The 17,699-nt window shown below is 63.8% G+C and carries 10 protein-coding genes; 9 read left to right on the forward strand and 1 reads right to left on the reverse strand.

Annotated elements, in window-relative coordinates; translation table 11 throughout:
- Nucleotides 1–132 precede the first annotated feature (132 nt).
- The 6 genes from SH584_RS00925 (at nt 133) to addB (ending at nt 10,799) form a co-directional block, all read left to right on the forward strand.
- The gene (locus tag SH584_RS00925; RefSeq protein ID WP_324807837.1) at nt 133–3,189 is read left to right on the forward strand and encodes a TonB-dependent receptor domain-containing protein; all 3,057 of its coding nucleotides are present in this window, start codon (nt 133–135) and stop codon (nt 3,187–3,189) included.
- A gap of 163 nt (nt 3,190–3,352) precedes the next feature.
- Entirely contained in the window at nt 3,353–5,704 is a 2,352-nt protein-coding gene (locus tag SH584_RS00930) for a sensor histidine kinase (RefSeq protein ID WP_324807839.1), read from the forward strand.
- Nucleotides 5,701–6,135 (forward strand): tRNA (adenosine(37)-N6)-threonylcarbamoyltransferase complex ATPase subunit type 1 TsaE, encoded by a 435-nt coding sequence (gene tsaE, locus SH584_RS00935; protein WP_324807840.1) that lies wholly within the window; start codon nt 5,701–5,703, stop codon nt 6,133–6,135. The genes SH584_RS00930 and tsaE overlap by 4 nt, the downstream gene beginning before the upstream one ends.
- On the forward strand, nt 6,132–7,130 hold the full coding sequence (locus SH584_RS00940) for an aminoglycoside phosphotransferase family protein (protein WP_324809407.1): 999 nt from the start codon (nt 6,132–6,134) through the stop codon (nt 7,128–7,130). Before tsaE ends, SH584_RS00940 begins: the two co-directional genes overlap by 4 nt.
- Entirely contained in the window at nt 7,127–7,888 is a 762-nt protein-coding gene (locus SH584_RS00945; RefSeq protein WP_324807841.1) for a nucleotidyltransferase family protein, read from the forward strand. Before SH584_RS00940 ends, SH584_RS00945 begins: the two co-directional genes overlap by 4 nt.
- Nucleotides 7,881–10,799: a double-strand break repair protein AddB gene (gene addB / locus SH584_RS00950; protein WP_324807843.1), complete on the forward strand. Its 2,919-nt coding sequence runs from the start codon at nt 7,881–7,883 to the stop codon at nt 10,797–10,799. Before SH584_RS00945 ends, addB begins: the two co-directional genes overlap by 8 nt.
- 1 nt (nt 10,800) lies before the next feature.
- Here addB and SH584_RS00955 read toward each other — a convergent pair whose 3' ends face one another.
- The gene (locus SH584_RS00955) at nt 10,801–10,962 is read right to left on the reverse strand and encodes a hypothetical protein (protein ID WP_324807844.1); all 162 of its coding nucleotides are present in this window, start codon (nt 10,960–10,962) and stop codon (nt 10,801–10,803) included.
- A gap of 65 nt (nt 10,963–11,027) precedes the next feature.
- Between SH584_RS00955 and addA the strand changes: the two genes are divergently transcribed.
- From addA to secA, 3 genes are all read left to right on the forward strand, one after another.
- Nucleotides 11,028–14,429, forward strand: coding sequence for a double-strand break repair helicase AddA (gene addA, locus SH584_RS00960; RefSeq protein ID WP_324807846.1), 3,402 nt, complete (start codon nt 11,028–11,030; stop codon nt 14,427–14,429).
- A gap of 53 nt (nt 14,430–14,482) precedes the next feature.
- Entirely contained in the window at nt 14,483–14,812 is a 330-nt protein-coding gene (gene trxA / locus SH584_RS00965; RefSeq protein WP_322840615.1) for a thioredoxin, read from the forward strand.
- A 131-nt stretch (nt 14,813–14,943) separates the two neighbouring features.
- On the forward strand, nt 14,944–17,691 hold the full coding sequence (secA, locus tag SH584_RS00970) for a preprotein translocase subunit SecA (protein ID WP_324807848.1): 2,748 nt from the start codon (nt 14,944–14,946) through the stop codon (nt 17,689–17,691).
- The last annotated feature ends 8 nt before the right edge of the window (nt 17,692–17,699 follow it).

Raw genomic sequence — 17,699 nt, forward strand, 5'->3', positions numbered from 1 at the left:
CGGCATCCCGACAAATGTGTCATTGTCGTCACACATATCGGAAAACACTGGGCGTAGGGATGTAAACGGTTTCACTCGAGCCATTAACCCTCCAATGAATCGCTTCGCCTCCCAAATTTATAAGGGTTTCCAATGCGATTCAGTACGCCGTTTGCTTTGTCGACTTCCGCGTTCGCTCTTGCCGTAAGTCTTGCCACGCCCGCCTTCGCGCAGACCGCGCCGGCCGCTCCCCAGGAAGAGGACGCCTGCGCGACCGTCGCCAATCCGGAAGAAAAGGCCGCGTGCCTCGCCGCCGAGAACCAGACGCCGGCTGAGGCCGCTGCGCCCTCGACCGCTGGCGAAGTCGTCGTAACTGGCAGCCGCATTCGTCGCGACGAGTTCACGACAGCCGAACCGCTGACCGTCATCACCGCCGAAGAAATCACCCAGGCTGGTTTCAACAGCGCAACCGACGCCCTTCAGAGCGCAGCGGTCACGCAGGGTTCGGGCCAGATCAACAACGCGTACGGCGGCTTCGTCACCGACGGCGGCACCGGCGCGAACACGCTCGGCCTGCGCGGCCTCGGGCCGGCACGCACGCTGATCCTGCTTAACGGCCGTCGCCTCGCTCCGGGCGGAACGCGCGGTTCGGTCCTCGCGGCCGATCTGAACGTCCTGCCGACTGCCATCGTCGACCGCATCGAAGTGCTGAAGGCTGGCGCGTCGTCGGTTTACGGTTCGGACGCCATCGCGGGCGTCGTGAACATCATCACCGACCGCAAGATGACGGGCCTGTCGGTCGACATGCAGGTCAACGTCCCCAAGGTTGGCGCTGGCGTCGACAAGCGTATCGCCACTTCCTTTGGCGTTCAGGCCGACCGCCTGAGCCTGATCGGTTCGCTCGAATATCGCAAGCGCGACGCTCTTGCGCGCAACGACGTGCGTTTCTTCGACTGCCCGGTTGGCGGCTTCCTCGACGGTGAGGGTTCGGACTTCGGTTCGGCCGACGGCGTCGGCTTCGACGGAACGTCTTGCTTCACGCTCGACAACGGCGGCGTCACCATCAACACGCTTGGCATTCCGACGCGCGACGGCATCGGTCGTACCAGCGGTCTGCCGGGTCGTTTCAACCGCTTCGTTCCGGCACCGGGCCAGACGACCGGTCCGTTCCCGGGTTACCTCGGCGTCGGCACCTATGACCGCGACACCTTCGATCCCGAGCAGGAGAAGGAGCCCCTGATCACCGGTGCGGAAATCTACACCGGTTATCTCTCGGGCACCTACGACGCCGGTTTCCTCGGCAACTCCGAAATCTACGGCGAGCTTCTCGTAACCCGTCGTAAATCGGAATCGCCGCTGTATCGCCAGCTCTCGCTCGACTATCTGCGTGGTAGCCCGCTGCTTCCGGCGAACATCCGTAACGGCCTGTTTGCCAACCCGACCCCGACGTCGAGCGGACAGCAGATCGCGGCGCGTGCGTTCATTGGTTACGGTCTCACCGACAGCAGCCAGACGGTCGACTATGCCCGTGCATCGGGCGGCATCCGCGGCGACTTCTTCTTCGACGGTTGGCGCTACGACGCCTATGTCGGAAAGTCGTGGAACGATGGCACGTACGAGATTGAATCGTTCCTGACGGATCGCCTCGCGAACTCGTTGAACGTCGTCCAGAACGCCGACGGCACCTTCCGCTGCGCCAGCCAGGCGTCGAACCCGACGTGCGTCGCAGCTCCGGCCCTCACGGCGGCGGTCATTGGTGGTGAGCTTCCCGAAGCCTACCGCGACTACATCGTCGACAATACGATTGGTAAGACCAAGTTCCGCGAAACGACCTTCGCGTTCGGCGTCGACGGCCCGCTGTTCAAGATGCCAGGCGGCGACGTCCAGCTGGCTCTTGGCGCGGAGTATCGCAAGCAGAGCATCAACGATCAGCCGGACCAGAACTCGATCAACGGCAACCTGTTCGGCCTCACCGCCGGCACACCGACGGTCGGTTCGGACAACGTCAAGGAAATCTACGGCGAAGTGTTCGTCCCGATCCTTGCGGATCGTCCGTTCTTCTATCGTCTGAACGCCAATGCGTCGGTGCGCTACACGGACTACAAGTCCTACGGCGGCGACACGACGTACAAGGTTGCGGGCGAATGGGAGCCCATCCGCGGCCTCGGTTTCCGCGGCAGCTATGGCACGTCCTACCGTGCTCCGGCTCTTGCGGAGCAGTTCCTTGGCGCCACCAGCGGGTTCCTCGGATCGGACAGCGATCCCTGCAGCGCGCTTCCGGATCCGTCGGAGCAGTCGCCTAACGAGCAGATCACGGCTGCCAACTGCGCGTCGATCGGTCTCCCGGCCGACTTCGAGCAGCGCAGCGGCATCACGGTGTTCCGCGTTGGCGGTGCCGAAGCTGGCCTGAAGGCAGAAACTTCGAAGAACTGGTCGGTCGGTGCGGTTCTCCGTCCTCGCCTGCCTGCTTCGTTCGGCCAGCTGTCGCTTTCGCTCGACTACTTCAACATCAAGGTCGAAAACGGTGTTTCGGATCTTGCTGGCGGGACGATCTTGAGCCGTTGCTATTCGGATCCGAATTTCGATCCGAACGCAGGGTTCTGCCGCTTCGTGACCCGCGACGCCAACCAGGCGCTGTCGGTTACCAGCAGCTTCGTGAACCTGTCGGAAGACATCGTGAAGGGCTATGAGTTCAACGGCCGTTACGCCAAGGATCTCTTCGGCGGACGCTTCGTGCTCAACGCCAATGTGACGAAGTACACCGAGCAGTCGAGCCGCCTGTTCCCTGAAGAGTTCCTGACGGATGCCAACGGCATCGTGACGGCGCCTGAATGGGTCGGCAACTTCGACGGCACCTTCGCCACGAAGCACGTCACCTTCCGCTACGGTGTCGATTGGATCGGCGGCGACCGCAAAGATACCTACGAGTATTTCGCGTTCGACAACTTGACCGGTGAATCCGATCCCGACCTGGTTCAGGCCTATCGCGATGCTTATTATCTCGAGACGCCGAACTACTTCCTGCACAATGCGTCGGTTCAGTTCGACATCGACCGCTACGAGTTGACGCTCGGCGTGCGGAACCTGTTCGACAAGGCTCCGCCGCGGATCACGGCAATCGGGTTCAACACCGTCGGCAACGCGCCGCTGTACTCGGGTTACGACTATCGCGGTCGCACGTTCTTCGCGAACGTGAACTTCAAGCTCTAAGCTAGAAGCGACCAACTCCAAGGGCTCCGGGAAATCGGGGCCCTTTTTTTGTCCCGGCGATTCTTCGCTCCTCGATCCGAGCCGTGCCTGGCAATGTTTGAGGCCCTCTTCCGCCGCTAGAAGGCGGCCCCTATGACAAAGGAATGTGGAGGGCACATTACTCGTGTTGATTGGGGCGAACGCGGCGGCAGCGGTCATCGTCCTTGCGGCATTGTGGCTCGCCGCGGGGGCGGCGTTGGCGATCTTGGCCACGCGAAGGCTGCGAACAGCTCGCCGCGTGCTTGGCGCCGCCAGGACGATGCGGAGCTTGCTCAGCGCTGCGCCCGGTCGTCCCGTCATCATCCACGGCGATCGCCGCGTCGAAATGGACGAGGGCGGGATGCGACTGCTCGGCCTGTCCGAGATGCCTCGGGTTTTCGCGGACCTTGGCGGCAAAGCGGGCTTTAGTGCGGACGATCTGCAAAGCTTGGCCGATGGGATTTCCACCGTCCGCCTAAGTGGTCGAGAGTTTCGCCAATCCTTTCAACTGTCGGGCGATGGCGCGTTTATCGAGGTTCGTGCCGAGCTCGCCCCGGCCTCGACGCCGCCGGGGAGCGTCCTTCTCTGGCTGCTGGACGTCAGCGACATGGAAGGTGCCCGCGGCAGCCTTCAGCACAAGCTTGCACAGAGCGAGGCAGGTCTCAACGCCCTCACACAACTGATTGAAAGCGCGCCATTCCCGATGTGGTATCGCGGGCCCGATCTCGCCCTCGGCCTGGTCAATTCGGCGTTTGTCGCGGCCGTTGATGCGCGCGATGCCGGGGAGGTCATCGACCGGGCGAGCGAATTGATTGACGCGGGTGGCGGCGAATCCGCGCGCCATGGAGCCGAAGAGGCACTTCGCACCGGCAAGCCTTATTCACGCACGCAGCCTGCCACCATTGGGCAGGAGCGCCGGATGCTTCGGCTTGTCGACGTTCCTTTGCCCAATGGCGCGGTGGCCGGTTTCGCGATCGATATTCAAGAGCTTGAGGACGCACGGATCGAGCTCGCCCGACACCAGGAATCGCAGCGCGAACTGTCCGACCGGATGACGGCGGGCGCGGCCCAGTTCGATGCCGATCGTCGCCTGTCCTTCTTCAACCAGCCGTTCGCGATCATGACTCAGATCGATACCGAATGGCTCGCCGACAAACCCGAGTTTGACCGGTTGCTTGAACGGATGCGCGAGCAGGGCCGGACTCCCGAGGTCCGCGATTTTCCGGCCTGGAAGCAGGAACGGCGCAATTGGTTCACTTCGCCCGATGAGGCCATCGAAGAGGATTGGATCCTCGCCAATGGCGACCACCTGCGGATCGTTGGCCAGCCAATGCCTGACGGCGGCCTTCGCCTCATTTTCGAGGATCGCACCGAGCAGGTCCGTCTTGCGTCGGCTCGCGACACGCTGCTGCGCGTGCGCGCGGCGACCTTCGACAATCTATTCGAGGTCATCAGCGTCTACGCGTCGGACGGTCGGCTTTACCTGTGGAATCGCCGCTTCAGCGAAGTGTGGAATCTCGACGAGGACTGGCTCGGCGAACATCCTCGAGTAGACGAACTCGTCCCAGCGATGGCCAAGCGCTTGGTCAATCCGACCGCCGCGGCGCAGGTCCGCGAACTCGTACGGTCGGCCACCAGCGGGCGCCAGTCCGGTACGGGGCGTGTCTCGTTGACCGACGGGCGCCATTTCGACTTCGCCGCCGTTCCATTGCCCGACGGGAATGCGCTTTTCACGATGATCGACGTTACCGACAGTTCGCGCATCGAAGCGGCGCTTCGCGAGCGGGCGACGGGCCTTGAAGAGGCGGATCGGGTGAAAACCGACTTCGTCGCCAACATGAGCTACGAACTGCGCACGCCGCTGACGTCGATCGGTGGCTTCGCGCAAATGCTTTCAGCCGGTTACGCGGGAAAGCTGCCTCCGGCCGCGACCGACTATGTCGGAGCGATCCTGGAAGCGGTCGAGCGGTTATCGAAACTCATCAACGACGTTCTCGACCTGACGCAGAGCGACACGCGCGGCGTGGTTCTGGAGCGCGAGCGGGTCGACATCGCGGGCCTCTGCCGAGCGGCGGCCGAAGCGCTCAGGCCGCGCGCCGAGGAAAAGCAGCAGCAATTGGACATCCGCATCGACAATGCGGTTGGCAGTGTCATCGGCGATGCCCGCCGACTGCGCGAGGCGGTCGAACATGTGCTTCGGAACGCAGTCACCTACACCAGCGAGAAGGGGCGGATCATCGTCGAGGCCCAAGGTGATGACCAGCAAGCCATGATCCGCATTTCCGATAATGGCCCGGGCATTGCCGCCGAGGACCAGGCGCAGGTTTTCGCGCGCTTCCACCGCAACTTCTCTGGCGGCCGTGGCGATGCCGCCTTGGGGCTGGGGCTTCCGCTGACCCAGCAATTCGTCGAGGCTCACGGCGGTCGTGTCGAGTTGGTCTCCGCGCCCGACGAGGGGACGCAAGTCACCTTGATCATCCCCCGGGCGCCGCAATGACCTTGTCCGACGAGGCGGCCACGCTCGCGGCCGGAGCAAGGCTTGCCGTAGCGCTGCGAGCCGGCGATGTCGTCACGCTCGACGGCGCGCTTGCCGCGGGAAAGACGACGCTGGTCCGCGGACTTCTCGCGGAACTCGGCCATCCGGGCGAAGTGCCCAGTCCGAGTTTTGCGATCGTCCAGCCTTATGATGCCCTCGTTCCCCCCGTCTGGCACGTCGACCTTTATCGGATCGAGAATCCCGCCGCGCTCGCGGAGCTCGGGCTCGACGAAATCCGCGAAGATGGCGTGTTGATCGTCGAATGGCCCGACCGGGCAGGGGCGGACGCATGGCCCGACGCGCTCGCTTTGTCGCTGACGGTGGCTCCTGACGGCGCGCGTGTCTTGACAGCCAAGGTGCCTCCCTCTTGGGAAGGGCGATGGCCACGATGATTCCGCCTGATGGCGCCGCTCGATTCCTTGCCGATCATGGCTGGAACGATTGCGATATTCTCCCGCTCGCCGGGGACGCCAGTTTTCGTCGTTATTTCCGGATTGTCGATCGGCGAGAGGATCGTCAGGCGGTGCTGATGGATGCGCCGCCACCGCACGAGGATCCGCGACCCTTCGTGAGGATGGCGGAATGGCTTGCCGAGGTCGGTCTGACCGCGCCGCGAGTGCTGGCGCAGGATCTTGGGCAGGGGCTTCTCCTGCTCAACGATCTTGGCGATGCGCGACTTCGCGAGACCTTGGACGATGACCCCGATTCGGAAGAGGCGATGTACGAAACGGCGGTCGATGTCCTGGTTCACCTCCATGATCAGCCGCCGCTCGCCGAACTTCCTGTTCACGGGCTCGAACAATGGATGGAGGAGGTCGGCCTCTTCCTTGATTGGTATGTTCCCGCCGTTGGTCTCCAATCGGTGGATCGCGCGGGATGGGACGCGGCATGGAACGCGGTTCTTTCGCCGGTCGCCGACGATGGGCTGGCTCCGGTGACGGTGCTGCGCGACTATCACGCGGAGAATATCATGCTGGTCGACGGGAAGGACGGCGTTCACCGCTTCGGCCTGCTCGATTTCCAAGACGCGCTTTCCGGTCACCCAGCGTACGATCTAGTGTCGGTGCTCGAGGACGCACGACGCGATGTCGATCCGGCGATCGAGACCAAAATGATCGAGCGATATCGGACCGTGACCAGTGCCGACCAGCGCTTCGACGATGCCTACTGGGCGCTCGCGGCGCAGCGCAACACGCGGATTCTCGGTGTCTTCTGCAGATTATGGAAGCGCGACGGGAAGGAGCGATACAAGTCGTTCCAGCTACGCATGTGGGGTCTGTTGGAGCGCGATCTTTCGCACCCGTCGCTCGCGCCGGTGAAAAATTGGTTCGACGCCAACGTGCCTGCGGATAAGCGAAGCGCCTTTTGGCAAGGCGCAAGCGAATGAAGCGCAAGGCGGTCGCCCTGAGCCTTCGTCCCGGGATCGATTCCGACGTGCCGACGACTGCGATGGTCATGGCAGCCGGACTCGGCAAGCGGATGCGGCCGCTAACTGCCACGCGGCCCAAGCCGCTGGTGGAGGTCGCGGGCAAGCCGCTGATTGACCACGTCCTCGACCGCCTTCGTGCCGCCGGCGTGTCCCGGATCGTAGTCAACGTCCATTACCTCGCCGACGCGCTGGAAGCGCATCTCGCGTCGCGCGCGACCGACTTCGACGTCTCGATCAGCGACGAACGGGAGTTGTTGCTGGAGACAGGTGGCGGCCTCGTGCGGGCACTGCCGAAGATCGACTCCGATCCTTTCCTGTCGATCAACAGCGACAATTTCTGGATCGACGGGCCGGCCGACACCTTCAAATTGCTGGCCGCGCAGTGGGACAGCGAGAAAATGGACGCGCTTCTCTTGCTCGTTCCGCAAGCGCGCGCGGGAAATCATTCGGGGCAGGGCGACTTCTACATGGACGCGCAGGGCAGGCTCAGTCGCCGAAAGCCGGGACGCGTCGCTCCCTTCGTTTATACCGGCATCCAGATGCTCTCGAAGAACCTGCTTCGGGACTCTCCGGACGGGGCCTTTTCGACCAATATCCTGTGGGATCGGGCGATCGAAGAGGGGCGCTGTTTCGGCGCGGTACATCAGGGCCTGTGGTTCGACGTCGGCTATCCCGGGGCGATCATCGCAACCGAGCACGCGCTTCAGAATGGCTGAAGCAGGACTTTGGGATCGCCGACAGTCGGGCGATCCGCTGGTCTATTCCATCCCGACGCATCGAAGTTTCGCCGATACGCTCGCCCACGGACTGATCCGCGCATACGGGCACGATCGCCTTGGCCTGGCGCGCGGTCGGATCATCCTGCCCACCAATCGAGCGGTGCGGGCCGTGATGGACGCATTCGTCCGCGCGAGCGGCGGTGGCCTGCTGCTTCCGCGCTTGATCCCGATCGGGGACTCGGAGCTTGACGAGCGGATCGGCGGCGCGCTCGATCCGATCGACGACAGTGAGGGCCTTCCGCCGGCAATTGACCCGCTCGAGCGGCAGTTGTCGCTCGCCAGGCTGCTTCGACAGGAGGGTGAAGGGACAGCCGAAGCGATGAGGCTGGCCGAAGATCTCGCGCGAACGATCGATGCGCTGACCGTCGAGGAAATTCCGCCCGCGCGTCTCTCGGAAGCGGTCGATGCAACGCCCGATCTGGCGGCGCATTGGCAAGCCGCACTGGCGCGCTTTCAGGGGCTGGTCGAGCGTTGGCCCGGTTTGCTCGAGGCGCGAGGCCAGATGGACCTTGCCGCTCGCCGCAATCACTTGCTCCGCTCGCTCGCGGATCGCTGGGCGACTAGCCCGCCGGACGGTTTCACCCTTGCTGCGGGCATTACGACGAGCGCGCCGGCGGTCGCCGCCTTGCTTTCGCGGATCGCGCGCCTCGAACGCGGCGCACTGCTATTGCCCGGACTTCCCGGCCCCCGCAGCCTGCCTGACGAGGAATGGGAAGCGCTTGGTCCCGACGAGGACGGCAATGCGGAGCAGAGCCATCCTGCTTTCCACCTGAAACGCCTGCTCGACCAGATCGGTGTGGCGCGCGGCGACGTCCGCGAATGGCCTGGCCATGGCCGGGCCTCATCCTCCGCGGCAAGGGGGCGCGCCGTCGTCAATGCGATGGTAGCGGCTCGTTTCAGCGACAAGTGGACCAGGCTTGCGCCGCCCGACCGCCGCTTGACCGGGATAAGGGTCGCCGAGTTCGGCGATCCCGCGAGCGAGGCACAAGGCATTGCCATCGCGCTTCGCGAGGCACTCGACACGCCGGGCCAGACTGCAGCACTCGTCACACCCGACCGCGCTCTCGCCAAACGCGTGTCGGCGCATCTTCGACGTTGGGACATCGAAGCGGACGACAGCGCCGGCCTGATCCTATCCACCACGCCCGCCGGGACCCTTCTACTCGCGATTGCGTCGGCCATCGTCGACGATTTGGCGCCGGTATCGCTCTTGGCGCTGCTCAAACACCCTTTGGTGGGAGGCGAGGGCGAAGAGCGACGTCTTTGGCTGGACGCCGTGAGGACGCTCGACCTGTCGCTGCGGGGTCCGCGGCCACCTGGCGGGCTGAACGGCCTCGACGACCATCTGGCTGCGGCGAAAGCAAGCGGCACAACCAAGGCGTGGCAATTGGTTCGACCCCTCGTCGAACCGCTCGCGGCGGCCGGCGGCAACACGCTGGCCCAATGGGCGTCGACGCTCCGCACGCTCACCGACACTTTGTGCGGTAACTCAGCGTGGCGCGCAGTCGACGGTCGAGCGGCGGCCGAATGGCTGTCTTCGATCGAAGCGCAGGCGGACGCCGCCGTCTTGCCCCTTGCGCCGGAAGAGGTCGTCCCGGTAGTTCGCCGGATGCTGGACTCCGTCAGCTTGCGGCGACCCTATGGCGGTCATCCAAGGATCTTCATCTGGGGGTTGCTCGAAGCGCGGCTCCAGCAGGCGGACCTGATGATCTTAGGCGGATTGAACGAAGGGGTGTGGCCGTCGCTGCCAACGCCCGATCCGTGGTTGCCGCCACGAGTGCGCCAAATCCTTGGCGTCCCCGGCCTCGACATGCGGTCGGGCCTCGCCGCGCACGATTTCATGAGCGCCCTCGGCGCGCCGCGCGTCCTTCTGACGCGCGCCCGTCGCGATGGTCGCTCGCCGACCGTGGCTTCCCGCCTATGGCTCCGGCTGCAAGCGATGACGGGGGGAGTCACTCGCGACCGGCGTTTGGAGCGACTGTCGCAGGCGCTCGATTCCAGCACCGAGCTTCGACCAGTCGGTCGCCCGCGCCCGTGCCCGCCGATCGATGCCCGGCCGAAGCGCATCGCGGTCACCGACCTCGACCGACTGAACGCCGACCCCTTTGCCTTTTACGCGCGCTCGATCCTGAAACTGTCCGCGAAGGATCCGGTTGACGCCAACCAACATGCGGCATGGAAAGGCACTGCGGTCCACGAAGTGCTCGAGCGATGGTTTCGCGACGAGAAGGCTGATCCCGCGCGCCTGCCCGCACTTGCCGAGGCGATGCTCGCGCATGAAGCCATCCATCCGATGTTGCGCGCGCTGTGGTCGCCGCGACTGATGGAGGCGATCCGCTGGATCGCGGACGAGGCGGCGAACGATTGGAACGCAGGGCGTATTCCGTTGGTGGCGGAGGCAAGGGGTGAAGCGGAGGTCGCTGGGGTCACGCTTTACGGGGTCGCCGATCGCATCGACCGAATGCCCGACGGGACGCTCGCCATCGTCGACTACAAGACGGGACAGGCACCAAGCCCCAAGGCGGTGAACGAAGGGTTTGCGCTTCAACTCGGCCTGCTGTCGCTCATCGCGAAATACGGCAGTTTTGCCGGCCTATCCGGCAACGTCAGCACTCACGAATATTGGTCGCTGGCCAAGAAGAATAGTCGGTTCGGTTATCGCCGGTCACCCGATGCCGCCGACGGTGCGGCCGATTTTATATATCGAGCTTATGCGCATTTCGGCGATGCCGCCGATAAATATCTGTTGGGCGACGAGCCCTTCGTTGCCAAGCTCAATCCCGCCTACGCCCCTTACGGCGACTATGATCAATTGATGCGTCTAGAGGAATGGTATGGCCGAGACTGACCTAGTCGGATTCGTGTCCGCCGGTCGATCCGCGGCGCGGCTTCTTTACCTTCGACGCATAGAGCAGGGCGGCGACGATCGCTGCCGATCCGATGCCGACCGCGACGCCGGCCTTGACCAGCTTGGTGCGTCGTTCGTCTTCCCGCTTGTCGCCCTGATCCATTCGGTCCTCGCTTCGTCAATATTTTCGCCGTCCTATGACGAACGGCTTTCGTTGGAAAGGGTGCCATGCCGCCCGGCTTGAAGCCTTTCCCGCCCCTGAAGGGTGCGCAGGACGCTGCGTCCGACCCGACGATCCACGCGGCGCTTTCGGCATCGGCGGGGACGGGGAAGACGCAGGTTCTGACCGCGCGGGTGATCCGTCTGCTGTTGCGCGGCGTTCCGCCGGAAGCGATCCTGTGCCTGACCTTTACCAAGGCCGGCGCGGCGGAGATGGCCAACCGGATTGCCGGCCGTCTCGCCCATTGGGTGCGGTTGCCCGATCCGGCGCTGGAAAAGGAATTGTTCGCGCTGGGCGAGGAGCGCGACAAGCCGGCGCTCCAGCGCGCCCGCCGCCTGTTCACGCGCGTGCTCGAAGCGCGAGGCGGAGGCTTGCGCATCCAGACGATCCACAGTTTCGCGCAGCAGTTGCTTGCCTCATTTCCTTCGGAAGCGGGCATCGCGCCGGGCCTCAAGCCGATCGAAGGCCGGGCCGAGCAGGAACTGGCGCGTCAGACGCTGGCATTGTTGCTCTCCGACGCCGAAGAAAGCGGTCGTCGCGGCCTGCTCAACGACGTTTCGGCGCTTAGCCTGCGATTGGGGGAAGAAGGCGCGCAATCCTATCTAATGGATTGCGCCCATGCGCATGAGGCGATGGCCGCGCTCGGCGACCCCTCTACTATCGAGCAACGTTTGTTCGAGCTGATCGGGATGCCTGGAGGCGCGGACGACTTCGAAGCCAAACTTGCCGACGATGCGATCGACCGATTGCTGTTCAATCGCCTGGTCCTCGCCAATCGAGCATGGAAAACAGCGACCGGCGACAAGATCGTCGCCAACCTCGGTCGCTTCATTGCCGCGAGCCCGTTAGAACGTGCCGATCTGCTTGACGGATTGGGGGCGAACCTCGTCACCGCCAAGGGAGAAATCTGCAAGGTAAAGGCCAAGCAGGTCGCGGCGGATCCGGATTATGAGCAGGTCGTGCAACAATTTGCCGATTGGTGGACCGAGCTTCGCTTGCTTCGTTCTGCGGGGACGCTGGCGAAGACCCAAGCCGCCGGCCTTCGCGCGGGTCAGGCCTTTGCCGCCGCCTATGTACGCGCCAAGCGCGCGGCGGGCGTGGCCGACTTCGACGACCTGATCCACTGGACGCAGGCGCTTTTCCAGAAGCTCGGGATGGGCGATTGGGTTCGCTACAAGCTCGACCAGCGGACCGACCACATCCTGGTCGACGAGGCGCAGGACACCAACCAGGATCAATGGGCCATCGTTGATGCGCTCGCGGGTGAATATTTTACCGGTAATCCAGAGGCCGAGGATCACTGGCGTACCCTGTTCATGGTCGGCGATTATAAGCAGGCGATCTTCGGTTTTCAGGGCACCAATCCGCGCGAATATGACAAGTATCGCTCGCTCGTCGCAGAGCGTGCATCCGCCGCGGGCGAGGCGGCAATGGACGCGGACCAAGCGGCACGCGAGTTCCGCGACCTTTCGATCGACGCCAGTTTTCGTTCGTCACCCGCGGTCCTCGAACTGGTCGATGCCATGATCGGCGACGTCGGTCCTTCGGCGATGGGCCTTCCCAACGCCCCGCCGCCGCATGTCGCTTTCCATTCTTCACGACCGGGAAGGGTCGAGCTGTGGCCGGCCTTCGAACCCGCGGTTGCGCCCGAAGAGGATACCGCCGACGAAGGATGGATCGATGAGCCGCTCAGGCTTTACGCCGACGCGATGGCCGCCACGATCAAGGGTTGGCTCGACGCGCCGCCGATGATGGGATCGACAGGCCGGCCGCTGACCGCTGGCGACATCCTGATCCTGGTACGCAGCCGGACCGAGTTTGCCTCGCTAATTGTCGCGCGCCTTTATGCGCAGGGCGTCCCTGTCGCCGGGATCGACCGTCTTCACCTGCACAAGCCGCTGGCGGTCAAGGATCTGCTGTCGGCGATCCGCTTCGTCGTTCAGCCGCTCGATGATTTGAATCTTGCTGGCCTGCTCGTGTCGCCGCTGCTTGGCTGGGATCAGCAACAACTTTACGACCTCGCCTTTGACCGTCCGGGACGGCTTTGGGCAGCGCTGTCGTCGCGCCGGGACGAGAAACCCCAGTTCGCCGAAGCGCACCGGACGCTGTCCGAATGGTTGGCGATGGCCGATTATGTCACGCCGGCGCGCTTTCTGGAGACGATCCTGTCGGGCCCGGTTCAGGGTCGGCATAAGTTGCTTGAACGGCTCGGCGAGGCGGCGCGCGATCCGATCGAGGAACTGGTTGCCAGCGCAGTACAGTTTGAGGGCGAGGAAATTGCCTCGCTCGACCGCTTCCTAGCGTGGTTCGACCGCGGCGATGTCGAGGTCAAGCGTGACGCGTCGTCCTCGGGGAACGCGGTTCGAGTGATGACCGTGCACGCAGCCAAGGGTCTCGAAGCGCCCCTCGTCATACTCGCCGATGCGACCCATGATCCAGCGGCGGTCGGCGGGACTTCGTCGACGATGGAATTTGGAATTCCAGATGTCGGCAACGTTCCCTTGATCCGGCCCCGCAAGGACGAGTGCGCGCCCCTGTTTCGCCTTCTCCTCGAAAAGACGAAAAAGGAGGACGAGGAAGAGCATTGGCGCCTTGCCTACGTAGGGCTGACTCGCGCGGCGGAGCGTCTAGTCATTGCTGGCGTGAAGAAGCGCCGCGACGTGCCGGAGAAGAGTTGGCACCAAGCAAGTGCGCGGGCGATGATGAGCCTCGGCGCTGCGTCGGAAGAAGTGGCGCCTTGGGGCTCGGCCCTCGTTTGGGAAAATGCCGGTCGCGTCGGGGCAAAGCGGTCGACGGAGAAGACGGCGCTGATCCCCCTTCAGGTTCCCGACAGCCTGCGCACCCCTGCGCCGATCGAGGCGCGACCACCGCAACCCCTAAGTCCATCGCAAATCGTCGACGATTTGGAAGCGGCGCCGCCTCCGACGCCGGCGATGCGTGCGGCGGCGCAGCGTGGAACGCTGCTCCACACACTGTTCGAACGTCTCCCTGCGGTCGACCCCGCTGAACGCCAAGCACTGGCGCTACGCTGGCTAGCAAAGGCGGGAGTGGCCGAGGAAGCGATGCGGGTCGAGATCGCAGAGGCCGCGTGCAAGGTGATTGCCGACCCCGCCTTTGCCGATGTCTTCGGACCTTCGTCGATCGGCGAGGCGCCGTTGGCGGCGACGCTGCCCGATGGCCGCGTTATCGCCGGTACCGTCGACCGATTGCTGATCGAAGACGATCGCGTGCAGGTGATCGACTTCAAGACCGGGCGCGCTGTGCCATCGGGACCCGCCGAAATCCCCGCGCAGCATCGTCGGCAGATGGAGGCTTATGCCGCCGCGCTGGCCGTGATCTTCCCCGATCGGACGATCGAGACGGCGCTGCTTTACACCAGCGGTCCGCGCCTCATCCCGATCAGCGCTTGAGCAGACCGGTCGCCACCCCATATGGAGAAGCGAACCGACATCAGGAGTATGCAATGGGTCAGAATACCAAAACCGTCACCGACATGAGCTTCGACGCCGACGTTCTGTCGTCCGACAAGCCGGTCCTCGTCGACTTTTGGGCGGAATGGTGCGGCCCATGCAAGGCGCTGGCGCCGACGCTCGACGCGATCGCGCAGGACTTTGACGGACGTTTGACGGTGGCTAAGGCGAACCTCGACGAAGCGGGTGATGCAGCCAACAAGGCCGGCGTCCGCACCATCCCGCTGCTGGTCCTGTTCGAGGGCGGCAAGGAAAAGGCGCGTTGGACGCGCGGCAACGCGCCGAAAGCGGTGTTGCAGGAATGGCTCGAAGGCCAGCTCTAGTCTCCTCGTCAGCCCTGCCGTTCGATTGACGGCGGGGCGGGCGGCTCCTACATCGCGGCCCGTCCACGCCCGCGCGCGATCAAGGGCATCAGCCTTCGCGCGCCGCGACCTTTTGAGGAATATTTCGCTCCATGCTCGCCTCCCTGGCCAAAAGCATCTTCGGGTCCGCCAACGACCGGTACGTCGCCAAGCTCGGCAAGATCGTCGAGGCGATCAACGCCTTCGAGCCCACCATCTCGGCCATGACCGACGACGAGCTTCGTAACCAGACGATGATCTTCCGTCAGCGACTGGCCGACGGCGTAAAGCTGGACGACATCCTCCCGGAAGCGTTTGCGACGGTGCGCGAAGCATCGATTCGCACGCTTGGACAACGCCATTACGATGTCCAGATGATCGGCGGCATCGTCCTTCATCGTGGCGAGATCGCCGAAATGAAGACGGGCGAGGGCAAGACCCTCGTCGCGACGCTCGCAACTTATCTCAACGCTTTGCCCGGCAAGGGCGTCCACGTCGTAACCGTCAACGATTATCTTGCCCGCCGCGACGCCGAGTGGATGGGGCAGGTCTATCGTTTCCTTGGTCTGGAAACCGGCATCATTGTCCCGAACATGGCCGATCACGAGCGGCGCGCGGCCTACCAGGCCGACATCACCTACGCGACGAATAACGAGCTCGGCTTCGACTACCTCCGCGACAACATGAAGTTCTCGCGCGACCTGATGGTCCAGCGCCCGTTCGGTTACGCCATCGTCGACGAGGTTGATTCGATCCTGATCGACGAAGCCCGTACCCCGCTGATCATTTCCGGACCAACCGACGACAAGTCGGAACTGTACATCGGCGTGGATGCGCTGGTGAAGCAGTTCGTCGAGAGCGACTATGAGAAGGACGAGAAGCAGCGCACGATCGTCCTGACAGAGGAAGGCACCGAAAAGGCCGAGCGAATGCTCGAGGACGCGGGGCTGCTCGAAGGCACCAACCTCTACGACATCGCCAACACGCAGGTGGTCCACCACCTCAACCAGTCGCTCAAGGCGAACATGATGTTCCGCAAGGACATCGATTACATCGTGAAGGACGGCAAGGTCGTCATTATCGATGAATTCACCGGCCGGATGATGGACGGCCGCCGCTGGTCCGATGGTCTCCACCAGGCGGTCGAGGCCAAGGAAGGCGTCGCGATCGAGCCGGAGAACCAGACGCTCGCCTCGATCACCTTCCAGAACTATTTCCGCATGTACCCGAAACTTGCGGGCATGACCGGCACCGCGCTGACCGAAGCGCCCGAATTCTTCGACATCTATCGGATGAACGTCGTGTCGATCCCGACGCACGTCCCGGTCCAGCGGATCGATGACGACGACGAATTCTATAAGAACATCAACGACAAGTTTGCGGCGATCGCGAAGGAGATCAAGAAGCGCCAGGAGATGGGCCAGCCCGTGCTCGTCGGGACCGTCTCGATCGAGAAGTCGGAAATGCTGAGCGAATTCCTTCACAAGGAAGGGATTACGCACGAAGTGCTCAACGCCCGCTTCCACGAGAGCGAAGCACACATCGTCGCGCAGGCGGGCCGGATGCGCGCCGTGACGATCGCCACCAACATGGCCGGTCGCGGGACCGACATCAAATTGGGCGGCAACCTCGAATTCCGGATCGAGGACGAGCTTCGCAACACTCCCGACGGACCCGAGCGTGACGCCGAGATTGCCCGCTTCCGCGAGGAAATCGAGGCCGAGAAGCAGCAGGTCCTCGCCGCCGGCGGCCTGTTCGTGCTCGGCACCGAACGCCACGAAAGCCGCCGCATCGACAACCAGCTTCGCGGGCGCTCCGGGCGTCAGGGTGACCCCGGCCTGTCGCGCTTCTATCTCAGCCTCGACGACGATCTGCTGCGCATTTTCGGCCCGCAGACCGCCTTCGCGCGCCTGATGAACAAGAATTTGGAAGACGGCGAAGCAATCGTCTCGCCGTGGATTTCCAAGGCGATCGAGACGGCCCAGAAAAAGGTCGAGGCGCGCAATTACGATATCCGCAAGCAGGTCGTCGAATTTGACGACGTCATGAACGACCAGCGCAAGGTCATCTACGACCAGCGCGCGGAGATCATGGATGCGGATCATGTCAGCGACGTGGTCGAAGACTTCCGTGCCGAAACCATCGCGGGGCTCGTGACGACACATTGCCCTCCCGGCACCTACCCCGAGCAGTGGGACGTCGAGGGCCTGCGCGTATCGACGGACGAAGTGCTCGACCTCCAGCCGCCGCTCGAGGAGTGGCTGGCTGAGGACGCGGTCGAACAGGACGTCATCATCGAGCGCCTGCAAGCGATGGCCGACGCGCGAATGGCGGAGAAGTCGCAGGGCCTCGAACCGCAGCGTTGGATCGAGATTGAGAAGAACCTCCTCATCCAGACGCTCGATCATCATTGGAAAGAGCATCTGTCCACGCTCGACGCCCTCCGCGCCGTCATCCACCTGCGCAGCTATGCGCAGAAGAAGCCGATCGACGAGTATAAGCAGGAAGCCTTCATGCTGTTCGAGCGGCTACTGGTCGCGATCCGCGAGGACGTGACGAAGCTGCTGATGCGGGCGCAGGTACAGTTTGAAGAGCCGCCGGTGCAGATGATGTCCGCGGGCGACTTCGCGCTTCCCGACTTCATCACCAACCACATCGACCCGCTATCTGGCGACGACGACACCGCCGACGTGGATGCGCGCGGGACCGTTATGTCGAGCCTGCCGCCGATGCAGTCGCCGCGACCGGCGCTTCCGACGGGAGACAATGGCGCGGTCGTCGAGCCGCCGGAAAGCCGCAACTCGCCTTGTCCGTGCGGGTCGGGGCTCAAGTACAAACATTGTCACGGCCAGGCCGCCTGAGCCGACAT

Source organism: Sphingomonas sp. LY29 (assembly GCF_035593985.1).
In the GTDB taxonomy this organism is placed as follows: domain Bacteria; phylum Pseudomonadota; class Alphaproteobacteria; order Sphingomonadales; family Sphingomonadaceae; genus Sphingomicrobium.